The organism is Actinomadura sp. NPDC048021 (assembly GCF_040653135.1).
Lineage (GTDB): Bacteria > Actinomycetota > Actinomycetes > Streptosporangiales > Streptosporangiaceae > Spirillospora > Spirillospora verrucosospora.
The window spans coordinates 95,202-118,986 of sequence record NZ_JBEZJQ010000023.1; the positions used below are offsets into that span (position 1 = coordinate 95,202).

11 protein-coding genes are annotated in these 23,785 nt (G+C 77.3%); 6 read left to right on the forward strand and 5 right to left on the reverse strand.

Annotated elements, in window-relative coordinates; translation table 11 throughout:
• Positions 1-139: 139 nt before the first annotated feature.
• Positions 140-655 carry a hypothetical protein gene (locus tag AB0C87_RS31640; RefSeq protein WP_360580868.1) on the forward strand — a complete coding sequence of 172 codons (516 nt, stop codon included), beginning with the start codon at positions 140-142 and terminating at the stop codon, positions 653-655.
• On the opposite strand, the gene AB0C87_RS31645 is transcribed toward AB0C87_RS31640, so the two are convergent.
• The 3 genes from AB0C87_RS31645 to AB0C87_RS31655 all read right to left on the reverse strand — a co-directional run bounded on the left by AB0C87_RS31645 (position 636) and on the right by AB0C87_RS31655 (position 3,736).
• Positions 636-1,463, reverse strand: coding sequence for a hypothetical protein (locus tag AB0C87_RS31645; RefSeq protein WP_360580870.1), 828 nt, complete (start codon positions 1,461-1,463; stop codon positions 636-638). The genes AB0C87_RS31640 and AB0C87_RS31645 overlap by 20 nt on opposite strands.
• Before the next feature lie 66 nt (positions 1,464-1,529).
• Positions 1,530-1,973 (reverse strand): universal stress protein, encoded by a 444-nt coding sequence (locus AB0C87_RS31650; RefSeq protein WP_345178550.1) that lies wholly within the window; start codon positions 1,971-1,973, stop codon positions 1,530-1,532.
• A gap of 32 nt (positions 1,974-2,005) precedes the next feature.
• Entirely contained in the window at positions 2,006-3,736 is a 1,731-nt protein-coding gene (locus AB0C87_RS31655; RefSeq protein ID WP_353832755.1) for an HD domain-containing protein, read from the reverse strand.
• 276 nt (positions 3,737-4,012) lie between these two features.
• Between AB0C87_RS31655 and AB0C87_RS31660 the strand changes: the two genes are divergently transcribed.
• From AB0C87_RS31660 to AB0C87_RS31675, 4 genes are read left to right on the forward strand one after another with little or no spacing between them, the layout of a single operon-like run.
• Positions 4,013-10,741 carry an SDR family oxidoreductase gene (locus AB0C87_RS31660; RefSeq protein ID WP_360580872.1) on the forward strand — a complete coding sequence of 2,243 codons (6,729 nt, stop codon included), beginning with the start codon at positions 4,013-4,015 and terminating at the stop codon, positions 10,739-10,741.
• The gene (locus tag AB0C87_RS31665; RefSeq protein WP_360580874.1) at positions 10,738-14,997 is read left to right on the forward strand and encodes a beta-ketoacyl synthase N-terminal-like domain-containing protein; all 4,260 of its coding nucleotides are present in this window, start codon (positions 10,738-10,740) and stop codon (positions 14,995-14,997) included. The genes AB0C87_RS31660 and AB0C87_RS31665 overlap by 4 nt, the downstream gene beginning before the upstream one ends.
• Positions 14,998-15,037: 40 nt before the next feature.
• The gene (locus tag AB0C87_RS31670) at positions 15,038-16,249 is read left to right on the forward strand and encodes a nucleotide disphospho-sugar-binding domain-containing protein (protein ID WP_353833302.1); all 1,212 of its coding nucleotides are present in this window, start codon (positions 15,038-15,040) and stop codon (positions 16,247-16,249) included.
• Between the two features lie 44 nt (positions 16,250-16,293).
• Complete coding sequence (locus AB0C87_RS31675; protein WP_345178541.1) at positions 16,294-16,683, forward strand: RidA family protein; 390 nt, start codon at positions 16,294-16,296, stop codon at positions 16,681-16,683.
• A gap of 12 nt (positions 16,684-16,695) precedes the next feature.
• On the opposite strand, the gene AB0C87_RS31680 is transcribed toward AB0C87_RS31675, so the two are convergent.
• Entirely contained in the window at positions 16,696-19,407 is a 2,712-nt protein-coding gene (locus AB0C87_RS31680) for a DUF87 domain-containing protein (protein WP_353833301.1), read from the reverse strand.
• A gap of 204 nt (positions 19,408-19,611) precedes the next feature.
• On the opposite strand from AB0C87_RS31680, the gene AB0C87_RS31685 reads away from it, so the two are divergent.
• Positions 19,612-21,771: a hypothetical protein gene (locus AB0C87_RS31685; RefSeq protein ID WP_360580877.1), complete on the forward strand. Its 2,160-nt coding sequence runs from the start codon at positions 19,612-19,614 to the stop codon at positions 21,769-21,771.
• A 5-nt stretch (positions 21,772-21,776) separates the two neighbouring features.
• Here the strand turns inward: AB0C87_RS31685 and AB0C87_RS31690 are convergent, their stop codons facing one another.
• The gene (locus AB0C87_RS31690) at positions 21,777-22,541 is read right to left on the reverse strand and encodes a M48 family metalloprotease (protein WP_345178536.1); all 765 of its coding nucleotides are present in this window, start codon (positions 22,539-22,541) and stop codon (positions 21,777-21,779) included.
• Positions 22,542-23,785 lie beyond the last annotated feature (1,244 nt).

Genomic DNA, 23,785 nt, shown 5'->3' on the forward strand with positions numbered 1-23,785 from the left:
TCGCACCGGGGGAGGGAACATGCCCGACTCATCCTTCGGGCGGAACTCCGGAGGCCTGCCGGGCAGGCACGCCGGCCGCCCAGCGCCACGGCCGTGGGAACGCTCGTTCCGCTGTCCTTCCGCGGCGCGGCGGCGGCCGATGGAGGCGCCGCCCCGACGGTACGAGGACTTCGTCGCGCTGCACGAGGAGATCTCCAGGGAGGGCTCCGGCGCGCCGCTGCGCCCGCTGTGGTGGACGGGGGTCTCCGCCGCGCTGGTCGGCGGGGGCGCGGCGTTCGCGGTGACGATCGGGCTGCGGTCGGCGTTCGGCGTCGAGGTGCCGGTGTTCGCGGGCGGGCACACCGCGGCGGCGCCCGCCGCGACGAGCTACGCGCTGTGCGCCGCGGCGGCGGTGATCCAGGCCACCGCGCTGATGCACCTGCTGCTGTCGTCGGCGGCGCGCCCGGTCCGGGCGTTCGCCTGGATCGGCGGGATCGCGGTCGCGCTGCTGGCGATCCTGCCGCTCACCCTGCACGCCCGCCTCGACGCGGCGCTCGCCACGTCCGCGATCAACCTGGCCGGCGGGTCGGCCGTGGTGGCGCTGCTGTGCGCCGTGGTCGCGGCGACGTCCCGGCAGTCCCCGTGGGACCGCCCGTTCAGACGCGACCGACCGTGATCGTCAGCGGGCCGGGCGCCGCGGTGGAGACGACCCGGACGTGCCGCAGGCGCCGCCGCACCTGGACGTCCACCGGCTCGTCCGGCGCCAGCAGCCGCACCTCGCGGTGCATCCCGGAGAAGCCGAGGCACAGCGAGACGTCCCAGGTCCCGCGCGGCAGCGGGTCGTCGACGAACGCCCGCGTCGCGGGAATCACCGCCCGGTAGCCGAGCCGGTCCGGGCGCTCCTCCAGCATCGCGATGACCTCGTAGACGTGCCGCGAGCGGCGCTCGGTCATGATCAACGTCCCGGACACCGGCCTGCCGCTCCGCCGCACGTCCAGATGCCCGGCGACGACGATCTCCTCGCGCTCCTCGTTCCAGCTCAGCGTGTCCGCCGCGACGGATCCGGCGACGTGCGAGCGGCCGCCGACGTCGATCGCGAGGGCGCCGCCGGCCCCGAAGTAGACGATCACCGTGCAGGAGTCGGGCAGGAACCGCCGCAGGGGCGAGGCGTCCAGGCCGGGCGCTCGGCCCGGGCCGAGCGGGACGACGGAGGTCTCCATCGGCGCGCCGACCGACAGGCTCACGTCCCACAGCCCGCCGGGCAGCGGGTTCCCGCCGGCGAGGGTCGCGACGTCGACCTCCGCCTCGAACGCGACGCTCCCGTCCCCCTCGCAGGCCGAGGCGGGCACGCGCAGGAGGCCGTCGCCGTCGCGCTCGCGCAGGAGCAACTCGATCTCGCGGACGGCGCCGCCGGGTTCGAGGGTGCCGGCCAGCCGGAGCGCCGTCCCCGCCCAGCCGATCTCCGTCAGAAGAGGATCCGCCATCGCCGCCTCCGCCCCGGTCGCCGCCGTCCTCCCCGCCCTTCCCCGCGAGCGGGGGCCGAACCGGGGTCAGGGCACGACGGTCACCGGCCACCGCCCCGCCTTGACCAGCCGGACGGCGACGGACCCGATGAGCCGGTGCCCGGCCTGCGCCGACGCGCCGACGATCACGGCGTCCGCGCGGGACTCGTCGGCGACGCGGGCGAGCACGGTGTAGGCGTCGCCCAGCTCGGTGACGAGGTCGTAGCGGACCTGCTCGCGCCCGGCGGCGGCCTCCAGCTCGGCGCGGATCTGCGCGGTGACCTCCTCGGCGGTCTCGCGCAGCGCGGCGGCGCCGCCCGGGGTGAGGGTGCCCATCGAGGCGACCGACGTGACGTGCACGACGACGAGCCGGGCGCCGGCGCGGCGCGCGAGGCCCCACGCGTAGGCGCCGGCGCGCAGCGACGTCTCGGAGCCGTCCACTCCGGCCACGATCACCTTCGGTCCGTCGACGCCGTACTCGAACGGTCTCATGCGATCACCACGGGACCAGCGTAATCGGCGGTTCAGGGCCGGACGAACCGGGCCAGAAGGTCGTCGAGGCCGAGGGCGCCGGTGCCGAGCGCGCCGTACATCGCGTCGGCGTCGCCGTAGCCGAGGTCGCGGGCGACGGCCAGGGAGTCGCCGCGCGCCTCGGCGGCGAGCAGGTCGACGCCGCGCTCCGCCAGCGCCCGGACGAGGCGGCGCCGGCCGGCCTCGGCGTCCTCCTCGGCGCGGCGCAGCGCGAGCCGCTGCTGGATGCGGACGCGGGCGGGCACCGAGACGGCGAAGCCGAGCCAGTCCTCGGACGGGGCGCCGGCCGGGTCGGTGAGGATCTGCACGACGTTGCCGCTGCGGATCTGCACCGACATGGGCGCGAGCCGGCCGTTGACGACGGCGCCGATGCAGCGGTCGCCGGTGCCGGGGCCGAGCGCGTAGGCGAAGTCGAGCGCGGTCGCGCCCGCGGGCAGCGGGACGATGTCGCCGCGGGTGGTGAACGCGGCGACGTTGCCGGCGGCGAGGTCGGCGCGGAGCCGGTCCAGGAACTCGCCGGACGGCGCGTCGGACTGCCAGGCCAGCAGCCGGCTCAGCCACACCAGGTCGCGGCGCTCGGCGACGGTGGGACCGGTGTCGCGGCCCGCGTCCCGGATGTGCGCGACGATGCCGTACTCGGCGACCGGGTGCATCGCCTCGCTGCGGATGATCACCTCGAACGGGTCGCCGTCCGGGCTGATCACCCGGGTGTGCAGCGACCGGTACAGGTTGTCCTTCGGCGTCGCGATGAAGTCGCGGACCTGCCCGGCCACCGGGTGCAGCGCGGCGTGCACGGCCCCGAGCGCGATGTAGCAGTCGCTCTCGGCGCCGTCCACCACCAGCAGCAGCCGCGCCGCCTCGCACGGCCGCAGCCCGGCCAGGCCGCCGCCGAACGACTGGTGCACCGCGTACAGGTGCGACGGACGGACCTCCACCCGCGCCCTGACCCGGTGCTCGGCGAGCGAGGGGCGCAGCAGCGCCGTGGCGGGCCCGAACGTGCGGCCCGCCCCGCTCAGCGCCGCCCGGACGGCGCGCCGCGTCGCCTCGTGCGCCCCGGGGTCGCGGGCGGCGAAGGCGAGGTCGTCCATCTCCCGCTTGAGGACGTGGATGCCGAGCCGCTCCGCGAACGGGACCAGCAGCTCGTGGGACGCCTGGGCGTAGCGGGCGCGCTTGTGCTCGGGCTGGTGGCGCAGCGTCCGCAGGTTGTGCAGCCGGTCCGCCAGCTTGATCACCAGGACCCGGAGGTCCGCCGCCGCGGCCAGCACGATCTTGCGGAACGTCTCGGCCTCGGCGCGGTCGCCCCAGCGCCGGCCGTCCAGCTTCGTGACGCCGTCCACCAGCACCGCGATCTCGTCGCCGAAGTCGGCGCGGACCTCGCCGAGCGTGTACGGGGTGTCCTCGACGGTGTCGTGCAGGAGCGCGGCGACCAGGGTGGTGGTGTCCAGCCCCATGCCGGCGAGGATCAGCGCGACGGCCAGCGGATGGGTGATGTACGGGGCGCCGGACTTGCGGAGCTGCCCGCGGTGCATGCGCTCGGCCACCGTGTACCCGCGCAGCAGTTCGGCCTCGGCCGCTCCCGGGAGGGCGCCGCCGGGGTGGGCGGCGCGGTGGGCCGCGAGCAGGGGGGCGAGGGCGGCCCGCACGGGGTCCGGGCCGCCTCCCGCCGCCTCCCGCCGCCGCGCGGGGAGGCGGAACCGTCCCGTCGCCGGATTCAGCGTCGCCATCGCGCCCCCGCCTGGCCCGTCCGCGGCACACCGCCACGGACTGTGATCGCCATTATGCGCGATGTGGCCGCGGCGGCGGGAGACCCAGGCCGGGGCCACCTCCGGCCCCCGCCGCGCGTCAAGGGACGTTCCAATCTCCTTCGCCGGGCCGCCATCAACGCGCCCCCGGGTGTGTCGTCCCCGTGATCATGCCGTCGCCGACCGTAGTGTGGCGCTCCGTTGTTGCGAGCCGCGCCGGTCACGCGCCGGACCGCGCGGGACGTCGGGGGGCTGTGCATGGCGGGCAGGGGCGGGCGGGACGCAGGCCGGGGCGAGCGGCCCCGGACCGAGATCATCGGGGTCGCCCCGTTCGGCCGGCCCGCGCCCCACCTCGCCGTCGCCGTCGCCCGCGCGGGCGGCACCGGCGTGCTCGACCTCGGCGCCGACCGGGCGCCCGGGCTCGCCGCCCTCGCCGACGTCGGCCGCTGGTGGAAGGGCCCGTTCGGCGTCCGCGTGCCCGCCGGGTGCCGGATCCGGCCCGACGAGGTCCCCGCGGCCGCCGCGACCGTCCTGGTCGACGCGCCCGTGCTGCTCGGCGGGGCAGCGCTGCTCGGCGGGGCAGCGCAGCTCGGCTCGCCGGCGCCGGGGGCGGACGGCGCGCCGGACGTCGCCGGGTTCGCCCGCGGGCGCCGCCTGCTGGTGGAGGTGGTCGACCCGGACGAGGCCGCCGCCGCGATCGCCGCCGCCCGGGAGATCACCGACGACGTGGGGCTGGTCGCGCGGGGCGGCGAGGCGGGCGGGCGCGTCGGCGAGCCGACCGCGTTCGTGCTCCTGCAGCACCTCCTCGCGGGCGCCGGTTCCACGGCGGACGCGGACGTCCCGGTGTACGCGGCCGGCGGGATCGGGCCGCACTCGGCCGCGGCGGCGGTGGCCGGGGGCGCGGCCGGGGTCGTCCTGGACGTCCAGCTCGCGCTGGTCCGGGAGGCGGAGCCGTCCGCCGACATCGTCGCCAGGCTGTCGGCGATGGACGGCACCGGGACGGCGGTCGTCGACGGGCACCGCGTCCACCCGGCGCCCGGCGCGCCCGGGTCCGGGCAGCGTCCGCTGCCCGTCGGGCAGGACGCGCCGCTCGCCGCCTCGCTGGCCGGGCGGCACAGGACCGCCGGGGGAGTGGTGCGGGCCGTCCGGGAGCAGATCGACCTGCACCTGCGGGCCGCCGTGCGCTCCGAGCCCCTCGCGCCGCGCGCCGAACCGGCCGTCGTGCAGGGCCCCATGACGCAGGTCAGCGACACCTCCGCGTTCGCCGGCGCCGTCGCGCAGGACGGCGGCCTGCCGTTCCTCGCGCTCGGCCTGACGGACCCCGACCGGGTGCGGGAGCTGCTGCGCGAGACCGCCGACCGGCTCGGCGGGCGTCCCTGGGGCGTCGGCGTCCTCGGGACCGCGCCGCCGGAGCTGCGGGAGGCCCACCTCACCGCGATCCGCGAGGCCGCCCCGCCCTACGCGATCATCGGGCCCGGCGGCCCGGCGAAGGCCGCGTCACTGGAGGCCGCGTCACTGGAGGCGGCGTCACTGGAAGCAGAGGGGATCCGCACCTACCTGCACGCCCGGTCGCCGGAGCAGCTGGAGCGGTTCCTGGCCGAGGGCGCGCGCAGATTCGTGTTCGAGGGCGCCGAATGCGGAGGGCACGTCGGACCGCTTGCGAGCTTCCCGCTGTGGGACGCGCAGGTCGAGCGGCTGGAGGCGTTCGGCGGCGACCCGCGTGAGCTGTCGGTCATGTTCGCGGGCGGCGTGCACGACGCGCGGTCCGCCGCGATGGTCGCCGCGCTCGCCGGGCCGCTGGCCGAGCGCGGCGCCGACGTCCGCGTGCTGATGGGCACCGCGTACCTGTTCACCGCCGAGGCGGTCGCGGCCGGCGCGATCCTGCCGGGCTTCCAGGACGTCGCGCTCGGCTGCGGCGGGACGGCCCTGCTGGAGACCGCGCCCGGCCTCGTGACCCGCTGCGCCCGCACCCCCTACGTCCGGACGTTCGAGGAGACCCGCCGCGAGCTGGAGCAGGTCGGCACGCCGCGGCGGGAGGTGTGGCGCCGCCTGGAGAAGCTGAACCTCGGCCGCCTGCGCGTCGCGAGCAAGGGCCTGCGCCGCGGCACCCCGGTGGACGACGGCGTCCAGCGCGCCGACGGCCTCTACATGATCGGGCAGGTCGCCGCGCTGCGGTCGGCCCCGACCCGGATCGCCGACCTGCACGAGCAGGTCACCTCGGGCGCGACCGCCTTCCTGGCCGCCCGCGCGGCCGAGCTGGGCGTCGCCGGACCCGCGGCGAGCGCCGGCGCGGCCCGCCCGGCCGACGTCGCGGTCATCGGCATGGGCTGCGTCTTCCCGGGGGCCTGCGACACCGGGAGCTACTGGGCGAACATCGTCGGCGGCGCCGACGCGGTCACCGAGGTCACCCGCTGGGACCCGCGGATCCACTACTCGCCGTCCGGGGAGGGCGCGACGACGTCGAAGTGGGGCGGCTTCATCCCCGACGTCCCGTTCGACGCGCTCGCCCACGGCATCCCGCCCGGCGCGCTCGGCGGCGTCGACCCGGTCCAGATCCTGTCGCTGGAGGTGGCGTCCCGCGCGCTGGCGGACGCCGGGTACGCCGACCGCCCGTTCGACCGGGCCCGGACGTCGGTGGTCTTCGGCGCGGCCGGGGGCGGCGATCTCGGCACCGCGTACGCGATGCGCGCGACGCTCCCGTCCTACTACGGCGGGGTGCCCCCGGGCCTGGACGAGCGGCTGCCGCGCCCGACCGCGGACTCCTTCCCCGGCGTCCTCACCGGCGTCATCGCCGGCCGGATCGCGGACCGGCTCGACCTCGGCGGCACGGCCCACACGGTGGACGCCGCGGGAGCCTCGTCGCTGGCCGCCCTCGACGCCGCCTGCAAGGAGCTCGCCGCCGGGACCAGCGACATGGTGCTGTGCGGCGGCGCCGACCTGCGCGCCGGCGTCCAGGACTACCTGCTGCCGGCCTCGGCGGGCGCGCTTTCCCCGTCCGGGCGCTGTGCCGCGTTCGACTCGTCCGCCGACGGCGTCGCGCTCGGCGAGGGCGTCGGGTGCGTGGTCCTCAAGCGCCTCGCCGACGCCGAACGCGACGGCGACCGGATCTACGCCGTGGTCAAGTCGGTCGCCGGGGCCGCCGGCGGACGCGCCCCCGACCTCGCCACACCGGGGTCCGAGGGGCAGCGCCGCGCCCTCGAACGCGCCTACGAGCGCGCGGGCGTGGCACCCGCCTCCGTGGGGCTCGTCGAGGCGCACGGAGCCGGAGCCGAGGCGGACGACAGGGCGGAGCTGGCGGCCCTCGCCGCGGTGTTCGCCGGGGCCGCGCCGGGCAGCGTCACGCTCGGCTCGGTGAAGTCGCAGATCGGGCACACCGGGTGCGCCGCGGGCGTCGCCGGGCTCATCAAGACCGCGTACGCGCTGCACACGGGCGTGCTGCCGGGGACGCTGCACCTAGCCCGGCCGAATCCGGAGTGGGCGCCGGACGGCCCGCTCGCGTTCGGCGGCGCCGCCCGCCCGTGGGCCGCCGAACCGGGCGGGCGGTTCGCGGGGCTCAGCGGCTTCGGCGTCGGCGGCGCGCACTTCCACGCCGTCCTGTCCGGCTACGACGGCGCCCCCGAGCCGGTGTCCGGGCTGGACGAGTGGTCGGCGGAGCTGTTCCTGATCCGCGGCGCCGACCGCTCCGCCGCCCGCGCCGGGATCGACCGGCTCTCGGCGCTGCTGCCCGCCGGGCCCCGGCTGCGCGACCTCGCCAGGACCGCCGTCTCGCTCGAAGGCCCGGTGCAGGCGGCGCTGGTGGCCTCAAGCCTGGAGGACCTCCGGGACAAGCTCGCTCTCGCGGCCGCGTTCCGACCGGCGCCGGGCGTCTTCCTGCCCTCCGGGGAGCCGGGGCAGGTCGCGTTCCTGTTCCCCGGCCAGGGCCAGCGGCCCGGGATGCTCGCGGACCTCTTCGTCGCGTTCCCCCGCCTCCAGCGCCTGCTGCGGCACGCCGGCGGACGGTACGCGGCCGCGATGTTCCCGCCCGCGGCGTTCACCCGGTCGGAGTCCCGCCGCCGCCGGGCGGAGATCGCCGACACGCGGGTCGCGCAGCCCGCGCTCGGCATCGCCGGGCTGGCCGTCCACCGGCTGCTGACCGCGGTCGGCGTGCACCCCGACCTCGCCGCCGGGCACGGCTGCGGCGAACTCGTCGCGCTCTGCGCGGCCGGCGTGTTCGACGACGCCGACATGATCGGCCTGAGCGCCGCCCGGGCGGAGGCGGTCCTCGCGGCGGCAGGGCCCGGCGGGGGCGCGGCGGCGACCGTGGGAGCGACGCCGGAGCAGGTGCTTGACGCGTTGGGGGAGACGTTGGGGGAGAGCGGCGACGTCGCCGTGACCCACCACAACGCGCCCCGCCAGGTCGTGATCGCCGGGACCTCCGCGGGGCTGGACCGCGCGCTGCGCGTCCTGGCGGAGGCGGGCCTGCGCGCCGAGCGGATCCCGGCCGCGTGCGCGGCCCACGGCCCGCTCGCCGCCGCCGCGCCGGAGGGCCTGCGCGCGGAGCTGCTCGGCCGCGACCTGCGCTCGCCCGCTTTCCCGGTCTGGTCGAACGCGACGGCGGCGCCCTACGACACCGACCCGTCCGAGCTCGCCGCCGTCCTCGCGGGGCAGCTCGCCGCGCCGGTCCGCTTCGTCGAGCAGATCGAGGCGATGTACGCGGCGGGCGCCCGCACCTTCGTCGAGGCGGGCCCCGGACGGTTCCTCACCGGCCTGGTCGCCGCGATCCTCGGGGACCGGCCGCACACCGCCGTGAGCTGCGACGCGCCCGGCGGCGGCGCCCTGACGGGGCTGCTGCGCGCGCTCGCCGAGCTGGCCGCCGCGGGCGTCCCGGTCGACCCGCTGCCCCTGTTCGCCGGGCGCGACGCCCGCCCGCTGCCCGCCGAGCCCGCCCCGGCGCCCGGCTGGATCGTCAACGGCCATCTCGTCCGCACCGCCGACGGCGCGTACCCGGCGGGCGCGCTCCGGCCCGCCGAGCGCGTCGAGGGCCCCGGCCCGGGCGGCTCGGAGGCCGCCGTCCTGGAGTACCTGCGCGCGAGCCGCGAGGTGATCGCAGCGCAGCGCGAGGTGGTCCTTCGGCACCTCGCGGCCCCGGCGGGACGGGACGCTGCGGCGCGGTCCGTCCCCGCGCCCCGTCCCGTCCTGCCGGGCGAGACGCTGCCCGCCCCGAACGCGGCACAGGACGCGGCGCGGGACGCGGTACAGGACACGGCGCGGGACGCGGTACAGGACGCGGCGCGGGAAGGAGTGCAGGACGCTTCGGACGACGCGCCGGAGGAGCGGCCGCCCGCCGATGGCAGGCGGGACGTGCACGCCGCCGCCGGCGCCGTGATCCGCGCCCGCACCGGCGACGACCGGGAGAACGCGCCCGCGGAGCCGCGCCCCACCGTCCCGGAGCCCGCCGCGCCGGAACCCGCGGCGCCCGAGATGGCCGTGCCGCCCGAAGTGACCGTGCCGCCCGAGACGACCGTGCCGCCTCCGGCGCGGCAGTCCGCCCATGTGGGGGCCGCGGACCTGTCCGGTCGCCGCCCCGCGCCGCGCGTGTCGCGGCAGATCCCGCGGATGGTCGAACTGGAGGCGCTGCCGGCGCCGCCGGAGTCCGGGACGGGGTTCGCGGGCCGGCGCTTCCTGATCGTGGACGACGCCTGCGGCGTCGCGCTCGAACTGGCCGACCTGCTGGAGCGGCACGGCGCGCAGGTGCGCGTGCCCTCGGACGTGGACGGGCCCTGCGACGGGCTCGTCCATCTGGCGGCGCTCCGGCCGGGGGCCGCGCCCGTGCTGCCCCAGGCGTTCGCGGGCGTCCGGCAGGCGCTGGCGGGCGGGCTGCGGTGGCTCGTCTTCGCCAGTGGCGCCGGCGGGACGTTCGGGCACCGCTTCGGCGGCGGCGCCGTCGGGGACCCCGGGCCGGGCGCGGGCCTGGCGGGGCTGGCCCGGACCATCGCCCGGGAGTACCCGGAGATGCTCGTCCGCGCGCTGGACGTCGACACCAAGGACACCCCGCGCGCGATCGCGCAGCGGATCCTGGCCGAGCTGCTGACCGCCGACGCGCCGGTCGTGGTCGGGCACGAGGGCGGCCGCCGCAACGCCCTGGACCTGATCCCCGCCGGGCCGCCCGGCGGGAAAGCGGCGGCCGGGCCGGACCTCGGGCCGGACGGCGTCGTCCTGCTGACCGGGGGCGCGCGGGGCGCCACCGCCCGGGTCGCGCTGGAGTTCGCCCGGACGAGCGGCTGCCACGTCGAGCTGGTGGGCCGCACCCCGGAGCCCGAGGGGGAGCCGGAGTTCCCCGGCGCCGAGGACGAGGCCGGGCTGCGCCGGGCCCTCGTGGCGCACGGCGAGGAGCAGCCCGCCGAGATCGAGGCGACGGTCCGCAGGCTCCTGGCCGAGCGCGAGATACGCCGGACCCTCACCGCCCTGAGCGGCCACGCCGCCTCCGTGCGGTACCACGCGGCGGACGTGCGGAAGCCGGCCGCCGTGCGGGCCGTGCTGGACGACGTCTACCGGCGGCACCGGCGGCTGGACGGCGTCGTCCACGGCGCCGGCCTCGCCGGGGACCGCCTCGTCCGCGACACCTCGCCCGAGTCGTTCGCGCGGGTGTACCGGACGAAGGTGGACGGCGCCGCCGCGCTCGTCCAGGCGGTCCGTCCCGGCCTCGGGTTCTTCGTCGTCCTCGGCGGCCTCGCCGGCGAGCACGGCGACCGCGGGCAGGCCGGCTGCGCGGCGGCCGGGGACGCGTGCGGCACGCTCGCGCACGTGTGGCGGAGGCGGCTGCGCGGACGGGTGCTCGTGGCCGAATGGGGCCCGTGGGCCGACGGCGCGGTGCCGCCCGAGCGGGCGCGCGAGCACGCGCGGCACGGCGTCGGCCCGATCGATCCGGACGCCGGGGCGGCGGCCCTGCTCAGGGAGATCGCGCACGGCGACGAGACGCGGGTCGTGCTGACGGGGACGCTCCGGTGAGCGAGGCGGGGGAGCCGATCGCGATCGTCGGCGCCGGGGCGCTGTTCCCCGGCGCGGGCTCGGCGGCGGAACTGTGGCGCAACGTCCTCGACGGCGTCGACGCGATCGGCGACGTGCCGCCCGGCCGCTGGGACCCCGCGCTCTACTACGACCCGGGCGCGTACGGGCGGGAGCCGGAGAGCGACCGGTTCTACTGCCGGCGCGGCGGGTTCGTGGACGAGCTGGCCACCGTCGACCCGGCCAGGTTCGGGATTCACCCGGCGGCGGTGCGGGGCATGGAGCCCGACCACCTGCTGGCGCTGCGCGCGGCCGGGGACGCGATCGCGGACGCGGGCGGCGCCGAGCGGCTGCCCGACCGGTCCCGGATCGGCGTCGTCCTCGGGCGCGGTGGCTTCATAACCCCCGGCGCGGCGCGGGTCGACCAGCGGGTCAGGACCTCCCACCAGGTCGCCGCGATCCTCGGCGAGCTGGTGCCCGAACTCGGGCCGCGGCGCCTGGCGGAGATCCGCCGGGCGTTCTGCGAGCGGCTCGGCCCCGACGATCCCGACGCCTCGGCCGGGCTGCTGCCGAACTTCGCCGCGGCCCGCGTCGCGGACCGGTTCGACCTGCGCGGCCCCGCCTACACGCTCGACGCGGCGTGCGCGTCGTCGCTGCTCGCGGTCGAGCACGCCGTCCGGGCGCTGCGCGGCGGGCAGGCCGACGCGATGCTCGCGGGCGGCGTCCACCACGCGCACCACGCCACGGTGTGGAGTGTCTTCAGCCGGCTCCGCGCGCTGAGCCCGAGCGAGACGATCCGGCCGTTCGACCGCGCCGCCGACGGGACGCTCCTCTCGGAGGGGACGGGCGTCGTCCTGCTCAAGCGGCTGTCGGACGCGCGGCGGGCCGGGGACCGCGTCCACGCGGTGATCCTGGGCGCCGGATCGTCCAGCGACGGGCGCGCCGCGAGCGTCCTGAGCCCGATGGTGGACGGGCAGGTCCTCGCGGTCGAGCGGGCGTGGCGGGACGCGGGCCTGGACCCGGCCGCCCCCGGCGCGGTGGGGCTGATCGAGGCGCACGGCACCGGCGCTCCCGCGGGCGACGAGGCGGAGCTGGCGACGCTGCGCCGGGTCTTCGGCGCCGCCGGCCCGCCGATCGGCCTCGGCACGGTCAAGTCGATGATCGGGCACGCGATGCCGGCCGCCGGGATCGCCGGGCTGCTCAAGGCCGCGTTCGCGCTGCGCGACGGCGTCCTGCCGCCGACGCTGCACGTCGACGACCCGCATCCGGCGCTGGACGGCGGGCGGCTGCGGCTCGTCCGGGAGGCCGCGGAGTGGGCCCGGGAGGGCGGCCCCCGCAGGGCGGCGGTCAACGCGTTCGGGTTCGGCGGCGCCAACGCGCACGTGGTCCTGGAGGAGCCGCCCGCCGCCCGCAGGCCGCGGCGGCGCAGGCTCGACGCGCCGCCGTCGGACGAGGGCGTCCTGCGCCTGGCCGCGCGCACGCCCGAGGAACTGTCCGAGGCCCTGGCCGCCCCTGACGAGGAGCTCCTCGCCAGGGTCCGCGACGACGTCCCCGACCTTCCGTGCCGTCTCGCCATCGTCGGGCCGACGCCGCGCAGGCTCGACCTGGCGCGCGCCCTCGTGCAGCGCGGGACCGCCTGGCGGGGACGCAGCGACGTGTGGTTCGCGCCCCGTCCCCTCCTCGCGGGCGGCGGGCGGCTGGCGTTCCTGTACCCCGGGTTCGAGGCAGCCTTCGACCCACGGGTGGACGACGTCGCCGCGCATTTCGGCATGCCGGCGCCCGCGCTGACCGGCCGCACGGATTTGGCGGGGCACGCCGCCGACGTGCTGCGCGCCGGCCGCCTGCTGACCGCGGCGCTCGGCCGGCTCGGTGTCGAGCCCGACGTCGTCGCGGGCCACAGCCTCGGCGAGTGGACGGCGATGACCGCCGCCGGCGTGTGCGACGCGGACGAGGTCGAGGCGCTCCTCGCCGCGCTCGACGGCGAGGCCCTGGACGTCCCCGACGCCGTGTACGCGGCGCTCGGCTGCGGCGCGGCCCGGGTGCGGGAGGCCGTGGGCGCGCGGTCCGGCGTCGTCGTCAGCCACGACAACTGCCCGCACCAGTCGGTGGTGTGCGGCCCGGCCCGGGAGGTCCGCGAGGTCCTGGGGCGGCTCGCCTCCGAAGGGGTGCTCGGCCGGGAGCTGCCGTTCCGGTGGGGTTTCCACACCCCGCTCGCCGAGGCGTACGAGAAGCCGCTGCGGCGCTCGTTCGAGGCGCTGGACATCCGCGAGCCCCGCGTCCCGCTGTGGTCGGCGACCGCGGTCGCGCCGTTCCCGCGCCGCCCCGCCGAGGTCCGCGAGCTGGTCGCGCGCCACCTGCTCGAACCCGTCCGGTTCGGGGACCTGGTCGAGGAGCTGTACGGCGCGGCGCACGTGCGGGCGTTCGTCCAGGTCGGGCCGGGCGGCCTCACCGAGTTCGTCGCCGACCGCCTCGGCGGCCGCGAGCACCTCGCCCTGGCCGTGAACGTGCCGAAGCGCGACGGGATGGCCCAGCTCCGCCGCGTCGTCGCCGCGCTGTGGACCGAGGGCTACGGCGCGTCCTCGCCGTCCCCGCCCTCGACGACGGGCATGCGCCTGGACCTCGGGACGCCGCTGGTCAGCCTGGACGGGGCCGTGGAGCCCGTCCGGCTCGGCCGCGGGGTTCCGCCGCTGCCCGCGGACGACCCCGTGCTGGCCGAGCTGGAGGCCCTGCTCGACGACGCCGCGAGCGGGGCGCACTCGGTCCTGGAGGCGCTCGGGGGCGGGCCCCCGCCCTCGCCCGTCCCGGGCGAGGACGTCTCGCCGGTGGCCGCCGAGCTGAACGTCTCCCGCGTCTTCTCGGTCGAGTCGATGCCGTGGCTGCGCGACCACTGCCTCGTCCCGCAGCCCCCCGACTGGCCGGACATGGCCGACCGGTTCCCGGTCGTCCCGCTGGCGGGGCTCCTGGAGGTCATGGCCGACACGGCGCGCGAGCTCCTGCCCGACCTGGTGGTCGTCGGGTACGAGAACGTCCGCGCGGTCCGCTGGCTCGTCGCGGCCCCGCCGACGGCCGCCGACATCCGCGCCTACCTGATCGAGTCGGCGGGGCGGCCCCGCAAGGTGAAGGTCGTCGTCAACGGCCACGCCGACGGGACGGTCCTGCTCGCCGAGCGCTACCCGGCGCCGCCCCTGCCGGACCGCACGCCGCTGAGCATCGAGGGGCCCCCCATCGTCACCGCCGAGCGGCTCTACGAGGAGCGCTGGATGCACCACGGCCCCCTCTTCCGCGGCGTCACCGAGATCACGGCGCTCGCGGAGGACGGCGTCCGAGCCGTCCTGACCTCGCTGCCCACGCCGGGCGCGCTCATGGACGGCGCAGGGCAGCTCTGCGCCCACTGGATCCAGGTGTACGGCGACACCAACCAGACCGTCTTCCCGGTGGGGATCGAGCGGGTCGCCCTCTACGGGCCCACCCCGTCCCCGGGGGAGAACCTGGACACGACCATCTGGAACCAGTCCCTCACCGACACCACCATGCGCTGCTCGGCGGAGATGGTCACGGAGAGCGGGAGGGTGTGGGGGCGCGTCGACGGATGGACGACCCACCGCTTCTACACCGACGAGGCGCTCTGGCGAATGAAGTTCACCCCCGAGGTGTCCGGAACGGGGGAGCTGCAACCCGGCCGCTGGTGCCTGGCCCGCAAGCGGTGGGACGGCACCGCGTCCCGCGACCTGCTGATGCGCCAGTACCTCTGCGCCTCCGAGCGCGCCGAGTACGAGGCCCTTCCCCCGTTCGCGCAGGGGCCGTGGCTGCTCGGACGGATCGCCGCCAATGACGCCGTCCGCCACCACCTGTGGCGCGAGGGCCACGGGCCGCTGTTCCCCGCCGAGCTCACCGTCCGGGACGGCCCGGACGTGACGGGGCCGTTCGAGGAGCCGCTCACGCTCGCGATCGCCGCGGACGCCGACCTGGGCGTGGCCCTGGTCAGGCCCGGCCGCGAACCGGCCGGCATCGGGCTCGCCCCGAACGGGGAGGGCGCGCGGATCCGCGCCGCCAAGCAGGCGGTGCTCCAGGCGGTGCTGCGGGGCACGGGCACCGGAACCGACCGCCCCGAACTGGTCGTGACCGTCGCCGACGCCGAACGGCTCCTGATCGCGGCGGGCGGCACGGTCACCACGGTGGAGACCCGCGAAGTCGAAGGACACGTCGTGGCCTGGACGGCCGCGTCCGGCGCGACGGACATGGAGGAGAGCCGAGTATGAACGACGTCGACCAGCCCCGGACACCGGCGGGAGCCGCCCGGTGAGCGCCCGCCGTGTCCGGGTGCCGTCCCTGCTGGGCGATCCCGGGGTCGCGCGGGCGTGCACCTCGCCGCGCCGCTTCCTGTTCGCGGTCCCGCCGCTCGCGGGGCACGTCGCCGCGGTCGCCGCGGTCGCCGCCGAGCTCGCCCGCCGCGGCCACAAGATCGCCTGGACGGGCCACCGCCCGTCCCTCGAACCCCGGCTGCGCCCCCGCTCGCGGATCTTCAGCGCCCTCGACGACGGCGACGCGGCGCGCCTGTGCGACGACCGGATCCGGGGGCGCGGTCCCGCCGACCCGCGCTTCTGGGAGGAGTTCCTCGTCCCCCTCGGCCACGCGATGCTGCCCGGCGTCGAGACGGCGGTCGACCGGTTCCGCCCGCACGCGGTGGTCGGCGACCAGCTCGTCCTCGCCGCGCCCGTCGCGGCCCGCCGCCGCGAGATCCCCTGGGCCACGGCCGCGGCGACGCCCGCCGAGTTCACCCGCCCGCTCGCCGACCGGCCGGAGGACGAGCGGCGGGTGCGCGAGCGGATCGGCGGGTTCCAGCTCGACCACGGCATCGACGACCTGCTCGACCTGCGCTTCTCCGACCACCTCGTGCTGGTCTTCGCCACCGGCGCGCTGCTCGGCGACATCTCCTTCTTCCCCGACCACTTCGCCTTCGTGGGGCCCGTCCTCGGCCGTCCGGCGCCGAGCGCGTTCCCGTGGGACCGGCTGGACGGCCGGCCCGCCGTGCTCGTCTCGCTCGACACCGCCGACGACCTGTCACGCGAGCGGTTCTTCCAGGCCGCCGCCGAGGCCGTCCGCGAGCTGGACGTCCAGGCGGTCTTCGCGGCGCCGGCCGCCCTGGTGGGGGACGTGCCGCCGAACGTCATCGTCCGCGACCAGGTTCCCCGGCCCAAGCTCCTCGAACGGATGTCGGCGGTCGTCTGCGACGGCGGCTACGGCGCCGTGTGCGAGTCGCTGGCCCACGGCCTCCCGCTCGTGGCCGCGCCGGTCCGCGACGACCAGCCGATCATCGCGGGGCTGCTGGAGAAGGCGGGCGCGGGGACGGCGGTCCCGTTCGACGCCGTCCGTCCGGACGGGCTGCGGGCCGCCCTCGCGACCGTCCTGGCCGACGGGCCGCACCGCGCCGCCGCCGGGCGCGTCCGCGACTCCTTCGCCGCGGCGGGAGGCGCCGCCGAGGCCGCCGACCGCCTGGAGAAACTGGCCTGACCCCGCGGGCGGCCGGGATCCCGGAGCGCTCCATACTTGCGGCCATGACGGAACGACGCGCGATCCTCAGCGGTTCGACCTTCGAGGAGCGGATCGGGTACGCCCGCGCCGTGGTGGACGGCGACCGGGTCCACGTCTCGGGCACGACCGGGTTCGACTACGCCACCATGACCATCTCCGACGACGTGGTGGAGCAGGCCGAGCAGTGCCTGCGCAACATCGAGGCCGCGCTCGCGGAGGCGGACTGCACGTTCGCCGACGTGGTGCGCGTCCGGTACCTGCTGCCCGAGCGCGCCGACTTCGAGCCCTGCTGGCCCGTCCTGCGGCGCCGCTTCGGCGAGGTGCGGCCGGCCGCGACCATGCAGGTGTGCGGGCTCGCCGACCCCCGCATGAAGATCGAGATCGAGGTCGACGCGCGGAGGGCGGGCAGGTAGGGCGGAGGCGGCCTAGCCGGCGGCGACGAAGGAGTCGAGGAGGCCGCCGAGGTTGCCGAGGGGGGACGCCGCCTCGCGGAGGCGGTCGGGCCAGTCGGGGTCGGTGCGCTGAGCGCCCACCGCGGTCTCCAGCCCGTGAGAGGAGCCCCACAGCGCGAGATCGCGGGCGGCGACGTCGCGCTGGTCGCGGTCCCACCAGGCGCTGACGGCGCGGAACTGCGCGGCGAGCGTGTCACCGGGGATCGCGCGCCCGTAGCGGCTCTCCCACTCCCCGCTCCGCGGATGGCGCCCGCCGTCGGGAGCCGCTCGCCGCGCCTCCCCGAGCTCCTCCAGCAGGAGGCACCAGCGGTACGGGGCGGCGAAGAACTCCACCTCGTCGGCGGCGCACGCGCTTCCTCGCAGGAGCGCGGCCAGATGGCCGGCCACACCGGCGGGGGCGGCGCGGGACGCGACGGCCGCGTCCACCGCGTGCGAGACGGCGCAGTCGCGGGCACGGGGCGGCAGCCCGTCCAGGACGGAGGGGGAGGGGCGGGGGGAGCCCCAGCCGGTCAGGTGGGCGGCGGCGGCGAGCTCCGCCCACACCACCAGCTCGGGACGGTCGGACAGGACCCGCTGGGCCGTGCGCATGTCCCGCAGCGTGCAGGGGGAGTCGTGGCAGTCCGGCCCGCACGTCCCGCTGCGGGGGGTCACGAGCGCGCGGGGCGAGGCCGTGGGCGGCGCGGCCTCCTCCAGGCGCGAGCCGTCCGGCATCCGGACCAGGTGCGGGTAGTCCATGCCGTCGGTGAACACCGCGCCCTCGCCCGGCGTGAGCGTGACGAGGAACTGCGACTGCCCCTCGGTGATGTTCATCGTGGCGCCGACCGCGTCCCGGTCGTCCTTCGCGGGCAGCCGGTGAACGATCTTGACGGCGGTGTTCTTGATGACGTCCGGGACGAGCTTGGACGGGATCTGCTCCGCCACGATCAGCCCCTCCCCGTACGCGCGGATCTCCGCCAGCAGGCTCGCGAACGTCTCCACCGCGTGGGACGCGGGACCGGCCTGCTCGCTGCGGCGCAGCAGCCGGTGCGCCTCCTCGAACACGCTGAGGTGCCGCAGCCCGGGCGGCGCGCCCTGCCGCTGCCGCAGCCGCAGGTGCTCGACCAGCCGGACCAGGACGGTGCCCATCAGGAACGCCTTGTCGCGGTCGTCCCCGACGTCCTCGATCTCCAGGACGACGTTGCGGGCGAGCAGCGCGTCGAAGTCGATGGGGTGGCCGCCCTCGAAGAACCGCCCGGTGGTGCCGAGCCGCAGGCTGGACAGCCGGACCCGGATGAAGCCGCGCACGTTGTCGGTGATCTCCTGGCCGTAGCCGATCTCGTCGACGACCTGCTCGGCCGTGGCCTGGAGGTCGGCCAGCGTCGGGTAGCGCGGCGCGGTGCCCGGCACGGTCGGCTCGCCGAGCGCGAGGTCCCAGCCGAGCCGCTCGTAGCAGCGGGTCAGGGCCGCCGCGAGCACCTGCGGGAACGGCTCGTCGGCCTCGAACGCCGCGAGGAACAGGGCCCGGACGAGGTCGGCGTGGGTCTGCAGCGGGAACGGCCGCCCGTCCGGTCCGGTCGCCGGTTCGAGCGGGTTGATCCCGGCCGCGATCGCCTCGGCGTCCCCCGGGCGGACCGTGACGACCTCCGCGTCCGGGAGCCGCGCCGCCATCAGCCGGTACTCCGCCTTCGCGGGCTCCACCACCAGCCACGGCAGCCCCGCGCCCGACGCGGCCGCGAGCAGCGACCGGACGGTCTGCGACTTCCCGGCGCCGGTCGCGCCGCACACGAACGTGTGCCGGTTCAGGCTGGACAGCGGCAGCGAGATCGGGCCCACGTCGCGGCGGTTGCGGTCGAGGACCCGTCCCAGCGCGACCCCGCCGCCGGGCGATTCGGGCGTGACGTCGAACTCCGGCCGCATCACGAACCGCACCCCGGCGACCTCGCGGACGGGCGGACGGGCCAGCGCCGCGACGAGCTGCGTGCTCGCCTCGAACGGCCCCGCCGCGCCGGGGACCAGCGCGTACGGCAGGCGGCCGAGGTCCGCCGACGCGCACACGAGCGCCGCGACCCGCGCGGCGGCCCGGGGCGTCGCCGCCCCGGCCGCCAGGTGCACCCGCCAGAGACCCGACGTGGCGGCCTGGCGCAGCTCGCGGTGCCGCTTCTCCATCCGGAGGGCCGCGACCGAGTCCTCCGGCGACAGCTCCGCCATCGACCGGGCCCGCTGCTGCCGGTCGGCCAGGTCGTCGGCGAGGCGCCGCGCCTCGTCCGGGTCGACGGGCTCGGCGACGAGCATCCAGGCGAACGCCTGGGTCCACACCGCGAGCAGGCCGTCCTCCAGGGACGGCCGCGCGGGCTCCTCCGGCGGGGGATCCTCCACGAGCAGGCCGTCGGAGATGCCGCCGATGCTCACCCAGTGCGGCATCGAGTCCTCGCCGACGCCCTCGGGCAGCAGCGTCCCGCGCCCGCCCGCGGGAAGGCTCAGGGTCGCCGCGCGCCCGTCGAGGTCGGCGACGAGGCCGTCCCCGCCGACGAAGACCTCCGTGGGGCCGAACGCCTCCGCGCGCCGCCAGCCGACGAGCACCGGCTCCTTGCCCGCGTGGTACGCCGAGACCAGCGCCGCGAGCCGCTGGTCGCGCCACTCGTCCCGGCCGTCGGACTCGTCGGGGCGGGGGACCTCCGTCAGCCGGCACACCGCGAGCCCGCGCACGACGTCCCACATGGTCAGCCGCGCCGGCGGGCCGGGCCGGACATTTTCGCGATCTCGCCTCGGTCCAAGGTCATGAGCAGTCAGGCTATTGAGCAAGGACCCCGTTGGGAAGGCCGATTCCCGATCAGGGGCCTGACAAGTCACATGTCAATCTGCTTGGGTTATTTGCGGCATATCGAGCGGGGCGGGACGGGGGTTCGGATCGTGAGGGCGGTCGACCATGGGGGATTGCTGTCGCGCCGCGAACGGCTCTTCACCCCCGATCCCCGTCTCGGCTGGGTGTTCCGCGACCGCTGGTGGTTCCTGCGCCCCTTCCCGGAAGCGCCGCCCCAGCAGCAGGCGCTGCCCGACTACCTGGCGCGCCGGGTCCTCCAGACCGAGCAGCTCGCGCAGCGCAGGCTGAGCCGGACGCTCCCCGTGAGCGCGACGATCGCGATGGTCCTCGTGCTCTTCGCCGCCTGCTCGGCGGGCGGCTCCGGGTCCGTCTCGATCGGCTCGCTCCTGCTGGCCGCCGTCGTCCTCGCCCCCGGCGCGGCGCTGACCTGGTGGGCCGTGCGGCAGCGGCAGAGCGCCCGGAAGGCCCACGACCTGGCCCAGCAGCAGATCATCGGCGGCTACCAGGACCAGGCGCGGCAGTGGCACGCGCGCAAGCAGGCACACGACGCCGCGGAGCGCGCGCGGCTGCACGACCTGCCCGAATGGGGCGCGGCTCGGCGGCCCGGCCGCCGCCTGGACGTCTTCGGCGGGACGCTCTGGGCGTGGGAGGCGCTGCTCACCACCTACGGGACGTCCACCCTCGCCGTCCAGCCGCTGCTCGTGCTCGACCTGTCCCGCGAGGTCGTCAGCCGCGAACTGGTCGAGCTCGCGCAGGCCGCGTGGATGGGCGTGGACGCGCAGCTGCTGCCCAGCCGCCAGGCCTCCTCCGGCCTGCTCGCCGACATGACGCCCCGCGACCTGGTGGACGCGATCGTCGAGTCCATGCACGGCGGCACGCCCGACGCCGCGCGCGCCGACCGCAGCATGGACGACCGCATCCTGACCAAGGTCTGCGGCGCGCTCGGTGACGACGTCACGCTCGGCCGGATCGCGGCGGCCCTGCGCGCCCTGATGGGCGAGCCCGACGACGGCGACGCGCTGACCCGCGACGAGCGGCGCCACATCGCGAACGAGCTGTTCACCGTGGAGTACCGGCGGCAGGCCCACGCGAACCTGTCGCGGATCGAGTCCTACATCCATCCGCTGGAAGACCTCGGGACGGCGCCCGCCGACAGGGAGGGCGCCGGCTACCTGACCTGCGTCGCGCTCGACAGCCAGGCCCGCAACGTCCGCTCCGAGCTGCTGACCGACCTCATCGTCCAGTGGGTGACGCACCGCATCACCGCGTCGCAGGCCTCCACGCCCGCCCTCGTCGTCGCCGGCGCGGACGAGCTGGCCCGCCGCCACCTCGAACGCCTCTCGGACGCCTGCGAGCGGCGCGGCGTCCCGCTGACCCTGTTGTTCCGGCGCCTGCGGGAGACCTCCGCGGAGATGATCGGCGGCGGCGCCGTCGCGTTCATGCGGCTCGGCAACCACGAGGACGCGGCCCGCGCCGCCGACTTCATCGGTCGCGACCACCGCTTCGTCCTGTCGCAGATCACCAAGAACGTCGGCGGGAACGAGTCCCACACCACCACCGAGACCGAGGGCACGGGCGACTCCGAGACCTACAGCACCAGCCGCACCACCGGGACGTCCCGCAACTGGGGGACGTCCCGCTCGTCCGGCACCACCTACTCGGGCGGCGAGATGTTCGGGCTCTTCCCCGATCGCTCGACGTCGCACCAGCGCGGCAGCAACCGGGGCGGCTCCACCAGCACCAGCGACACCGAGGGCACCTCCACGTCCACGTCGCGGAACTGGTCGGCCGCCTACTCCTACGCGGAGGGCACCAACTGGAGCGACGCCGACACCACGCAGCGCGTGTACGAGTACGTGGTCGAACCCGTCACCCTCCAGCACCTGCCCGACCACGCGCTGCTGCTGGTCGAGTCGGCGCCCGGCGGCGGCCGTACGATCACGCCCGTCGAGTGCGACCCGGCCATCATCACGCTGGACCGCGTCACCACCGGCCCCCTCCCGGACCCGCCGCCCCCGCAGCAGGCGCTCCCCGCCCCCGGCCCGGCGCTGGCCTCGCCCGGCCCGGCGCCCCAGCCCCAGCAGTGGGGCGCGCCGTCCGCCCCGCAATGGGCCGCCCCGACCGCGCCGCCCCCGCCGCGGGCGCCCCTGTCGACCCGGCCGGGCCCGCCGCCCGGCCAGCAGACCGGCCCGCGGCCGCCCGACGACCCCCGCCAGGGCCCGCCGCCGCTGTTCGGCGGGCGGACCTGACCGGCTCAGCCGAGCCGGCGGCGCAGCGCCTGCGCCCGCCGGACGAGGGGCAGTGGCAGCCCGTCGGGCTGGTGCTCGATGCGATGCTCCACGGCCGCGACCAGGTCCGCGCCGAACCCCATGCCCACCGCCGCCGCGTCCGCCCGCGCCTCGCCCCCGGCGCCCAGCAGCCGCGCGCCCAGCGAGGCGGCGTAGGCGAGCGCGGCCGGCACCGCCACCAGCGCCGTCACCGCCAGGGCGACGGCGGCGAGCAGGAACACCCCGAGGAACCCGATCGGCCGGTGCCACTCGACGGCCCGCTTCCACATCGGGCCGATCGGCGACCACGCCGTCCGCAGCGCCCACTGCAGCGTCCGGTTCGGCAGCGTCACCTGCGCGTGGACGAACGCCGGCACCGCCCGCCACCCCTGGAGGTGCCCCAGCTCATGGGCGAGGACGGCGGCGAGGTGCCCGGGCGCCAGCGATCGGGCCGACTGCGACGTGACCGCCACCGTGCGCGCTGACGGCCTGCACGCGTTCAACCCGTCCGACTCCACGACCACGAGCCGGTAGCCGCTGACACCGGCGTGCTGCTGCACGTAGCGCCACGCGTGCTCCAGCCGCGCGCGCTCCTCGCCGTCCGGCTCCCGGTAGCCGTACGAGCGCGGGGCGCTGAGGGGCGCCAGCAGCAGAAGCGCCCACACGGCGAACACCGAGACGGCACCCCAGAAGGGCCAGACGGACGCCGCCCCGAACGCGACGGCGGCGACCACGCCCCCTTCGACCAGCACGACGAGGCCGATCGCGACCCTGGCCCGCCCGGACGGCGTGCCCTGCGGTTGCCCTGGCGGAAGATAACGCGGCCCAGGCTCCTCCGCCTGCCGCGGCGCCTCCGCCGCCCGCTGCCCGGGCACCGGCGGCCGACGCACCGGCCCGGCGGCCCGCGGCGCCGGGGGCCGCGGAGCATGAGGCTTCCGCAGCCCCGGCGCCGGAGGCGCCGACGACTCCATCCGAGCCTCCTGCAAGGGCGGCGGCTGCACAGGCCGCGCCGAAGGAGCCCCACCAAGCCGCGGGGGAGGCGCAGACGATTCGAACCGCGCCTGCGGAGGCACGGGCCACGAGTTCGCCCCCCGCCCTGACTCCGCACCCGAGGACGCCCCATGCGGCCGCGCTGCCCGAGCCCCCGCCGAGGGCGGCACCCGCGGAGAAGGCGCCGCACGGCCCTCACCGAGACCCGGCGGCGGAGTTTCCGTCGGGGGCGGCGGGACGGGTGCGTGCGGGCGTGTAGGCGTCGTGGGGCGCGGTGGTGTCGTGGGGCGCGATGGTGTCGGGCCGGGCGGTGAGGTGCGCGGCGGGGGTGGAGCGGAAGGCGCGGGGGGCTCGCCGAGGCTTGGTGGCGGAGTCGCCGGTGTTCTCGGCGGAGCTTCCGCCGAGGGAGGCTGCGCGTTTGCGGACGGGCGCGAAGGCGTCGTAAGGCGCGGCGGTGGGTCCTGCGGCCTGGCCGGGGCGGACGGCGTGCGAGCCCCTGTCTCCGGTGAAGCTTCCGGCGAGGGTGGCGAGGGCGGCGAGGGCGCGGCTGGCCGGGGCGGGGGTGAAGTAGCGGCTGCGGGCCGCTGCTGGGGCGGCGAAGGGGGGCGCTGCGGTGTGGGGGACGCGCCGAGGCTCGGCGGGGGAGGCGTGAGGGGATCGGGCCGAGCCTCTTGGAAGGGCGACTGTGAAGCAGGCGGCGTCTCGACAACAGGGGGCGTCTCGACAACAGGGGGCGTGGCCGCGTGCTGCGGCACTCCAGGGCCTGAAAGCGGGGTGTGCGGTGCTTGTGGTGACCGGGGCGGTGGCGCGGGTGCCGGGGTGGCGTCGGACGGGGGGCGGAGTGGAGGCGCGCCCGTGGAGTGTTGCGGTTCGGACCCTGAAAGCGGCGGTGGCGCGGGGTGCGGGGACGGTGCTTCAGGCTCGGTGGCCGCAGGGGAAGGCGGCTCAGGCGCCGGCCGGGGTGCGGGGGTGGGGCGTTGCGGGCGCGGGGCGGGGGCGGGCGGGG

Bases quoted from the DNA above. Each gene is read 5' to 3' on its own strand.
- AB0C87_RS31650 (WP_345178550.1), bottom strand. From the start codon at position 1,973: ATGAGACCGTTCGAGTACGGCGTCGACGGACCGAAGGTGATCGTGGCC.
- AB0C87_RS31645 (WP_360580870.1), bottom strand. From the start codon at position 1,463: ATGGCGGATCCTCTTCTGACGGAGATCGGCTGGGCGGGGACGGCGCTC.
- AB0C87_RS31655 (WP_353832755.1), bottom strand. From the start codon at position 3,736: ATGGCGACGCTGAATCCGGCGACGGGACGGTTCCGCCTCCCCGCGCGG.
- AB0C87_RS31640 (WP_360580868.1), top strand. From the start codon at position 140: ATGGAGGCGCCGCCCCGACGGTACGAGGACTTCGTCGCGCTGCACGAG.
- AB0C87_RS31660 (WP_360580872.1), top strand. From the start codon at position 4,013: ATGGCGGGCAGGGGCGGGCGGGACGCAGGCCGGGGCGAGCGGCCCCGG.
- AB0C87_RS31675 (WP_345178541.1), top strand. From the start codon at position 16,294: ATGACGGAACGACGCGCGATCCTCAGCGGTTCGACCTTCGAGGAGCGG.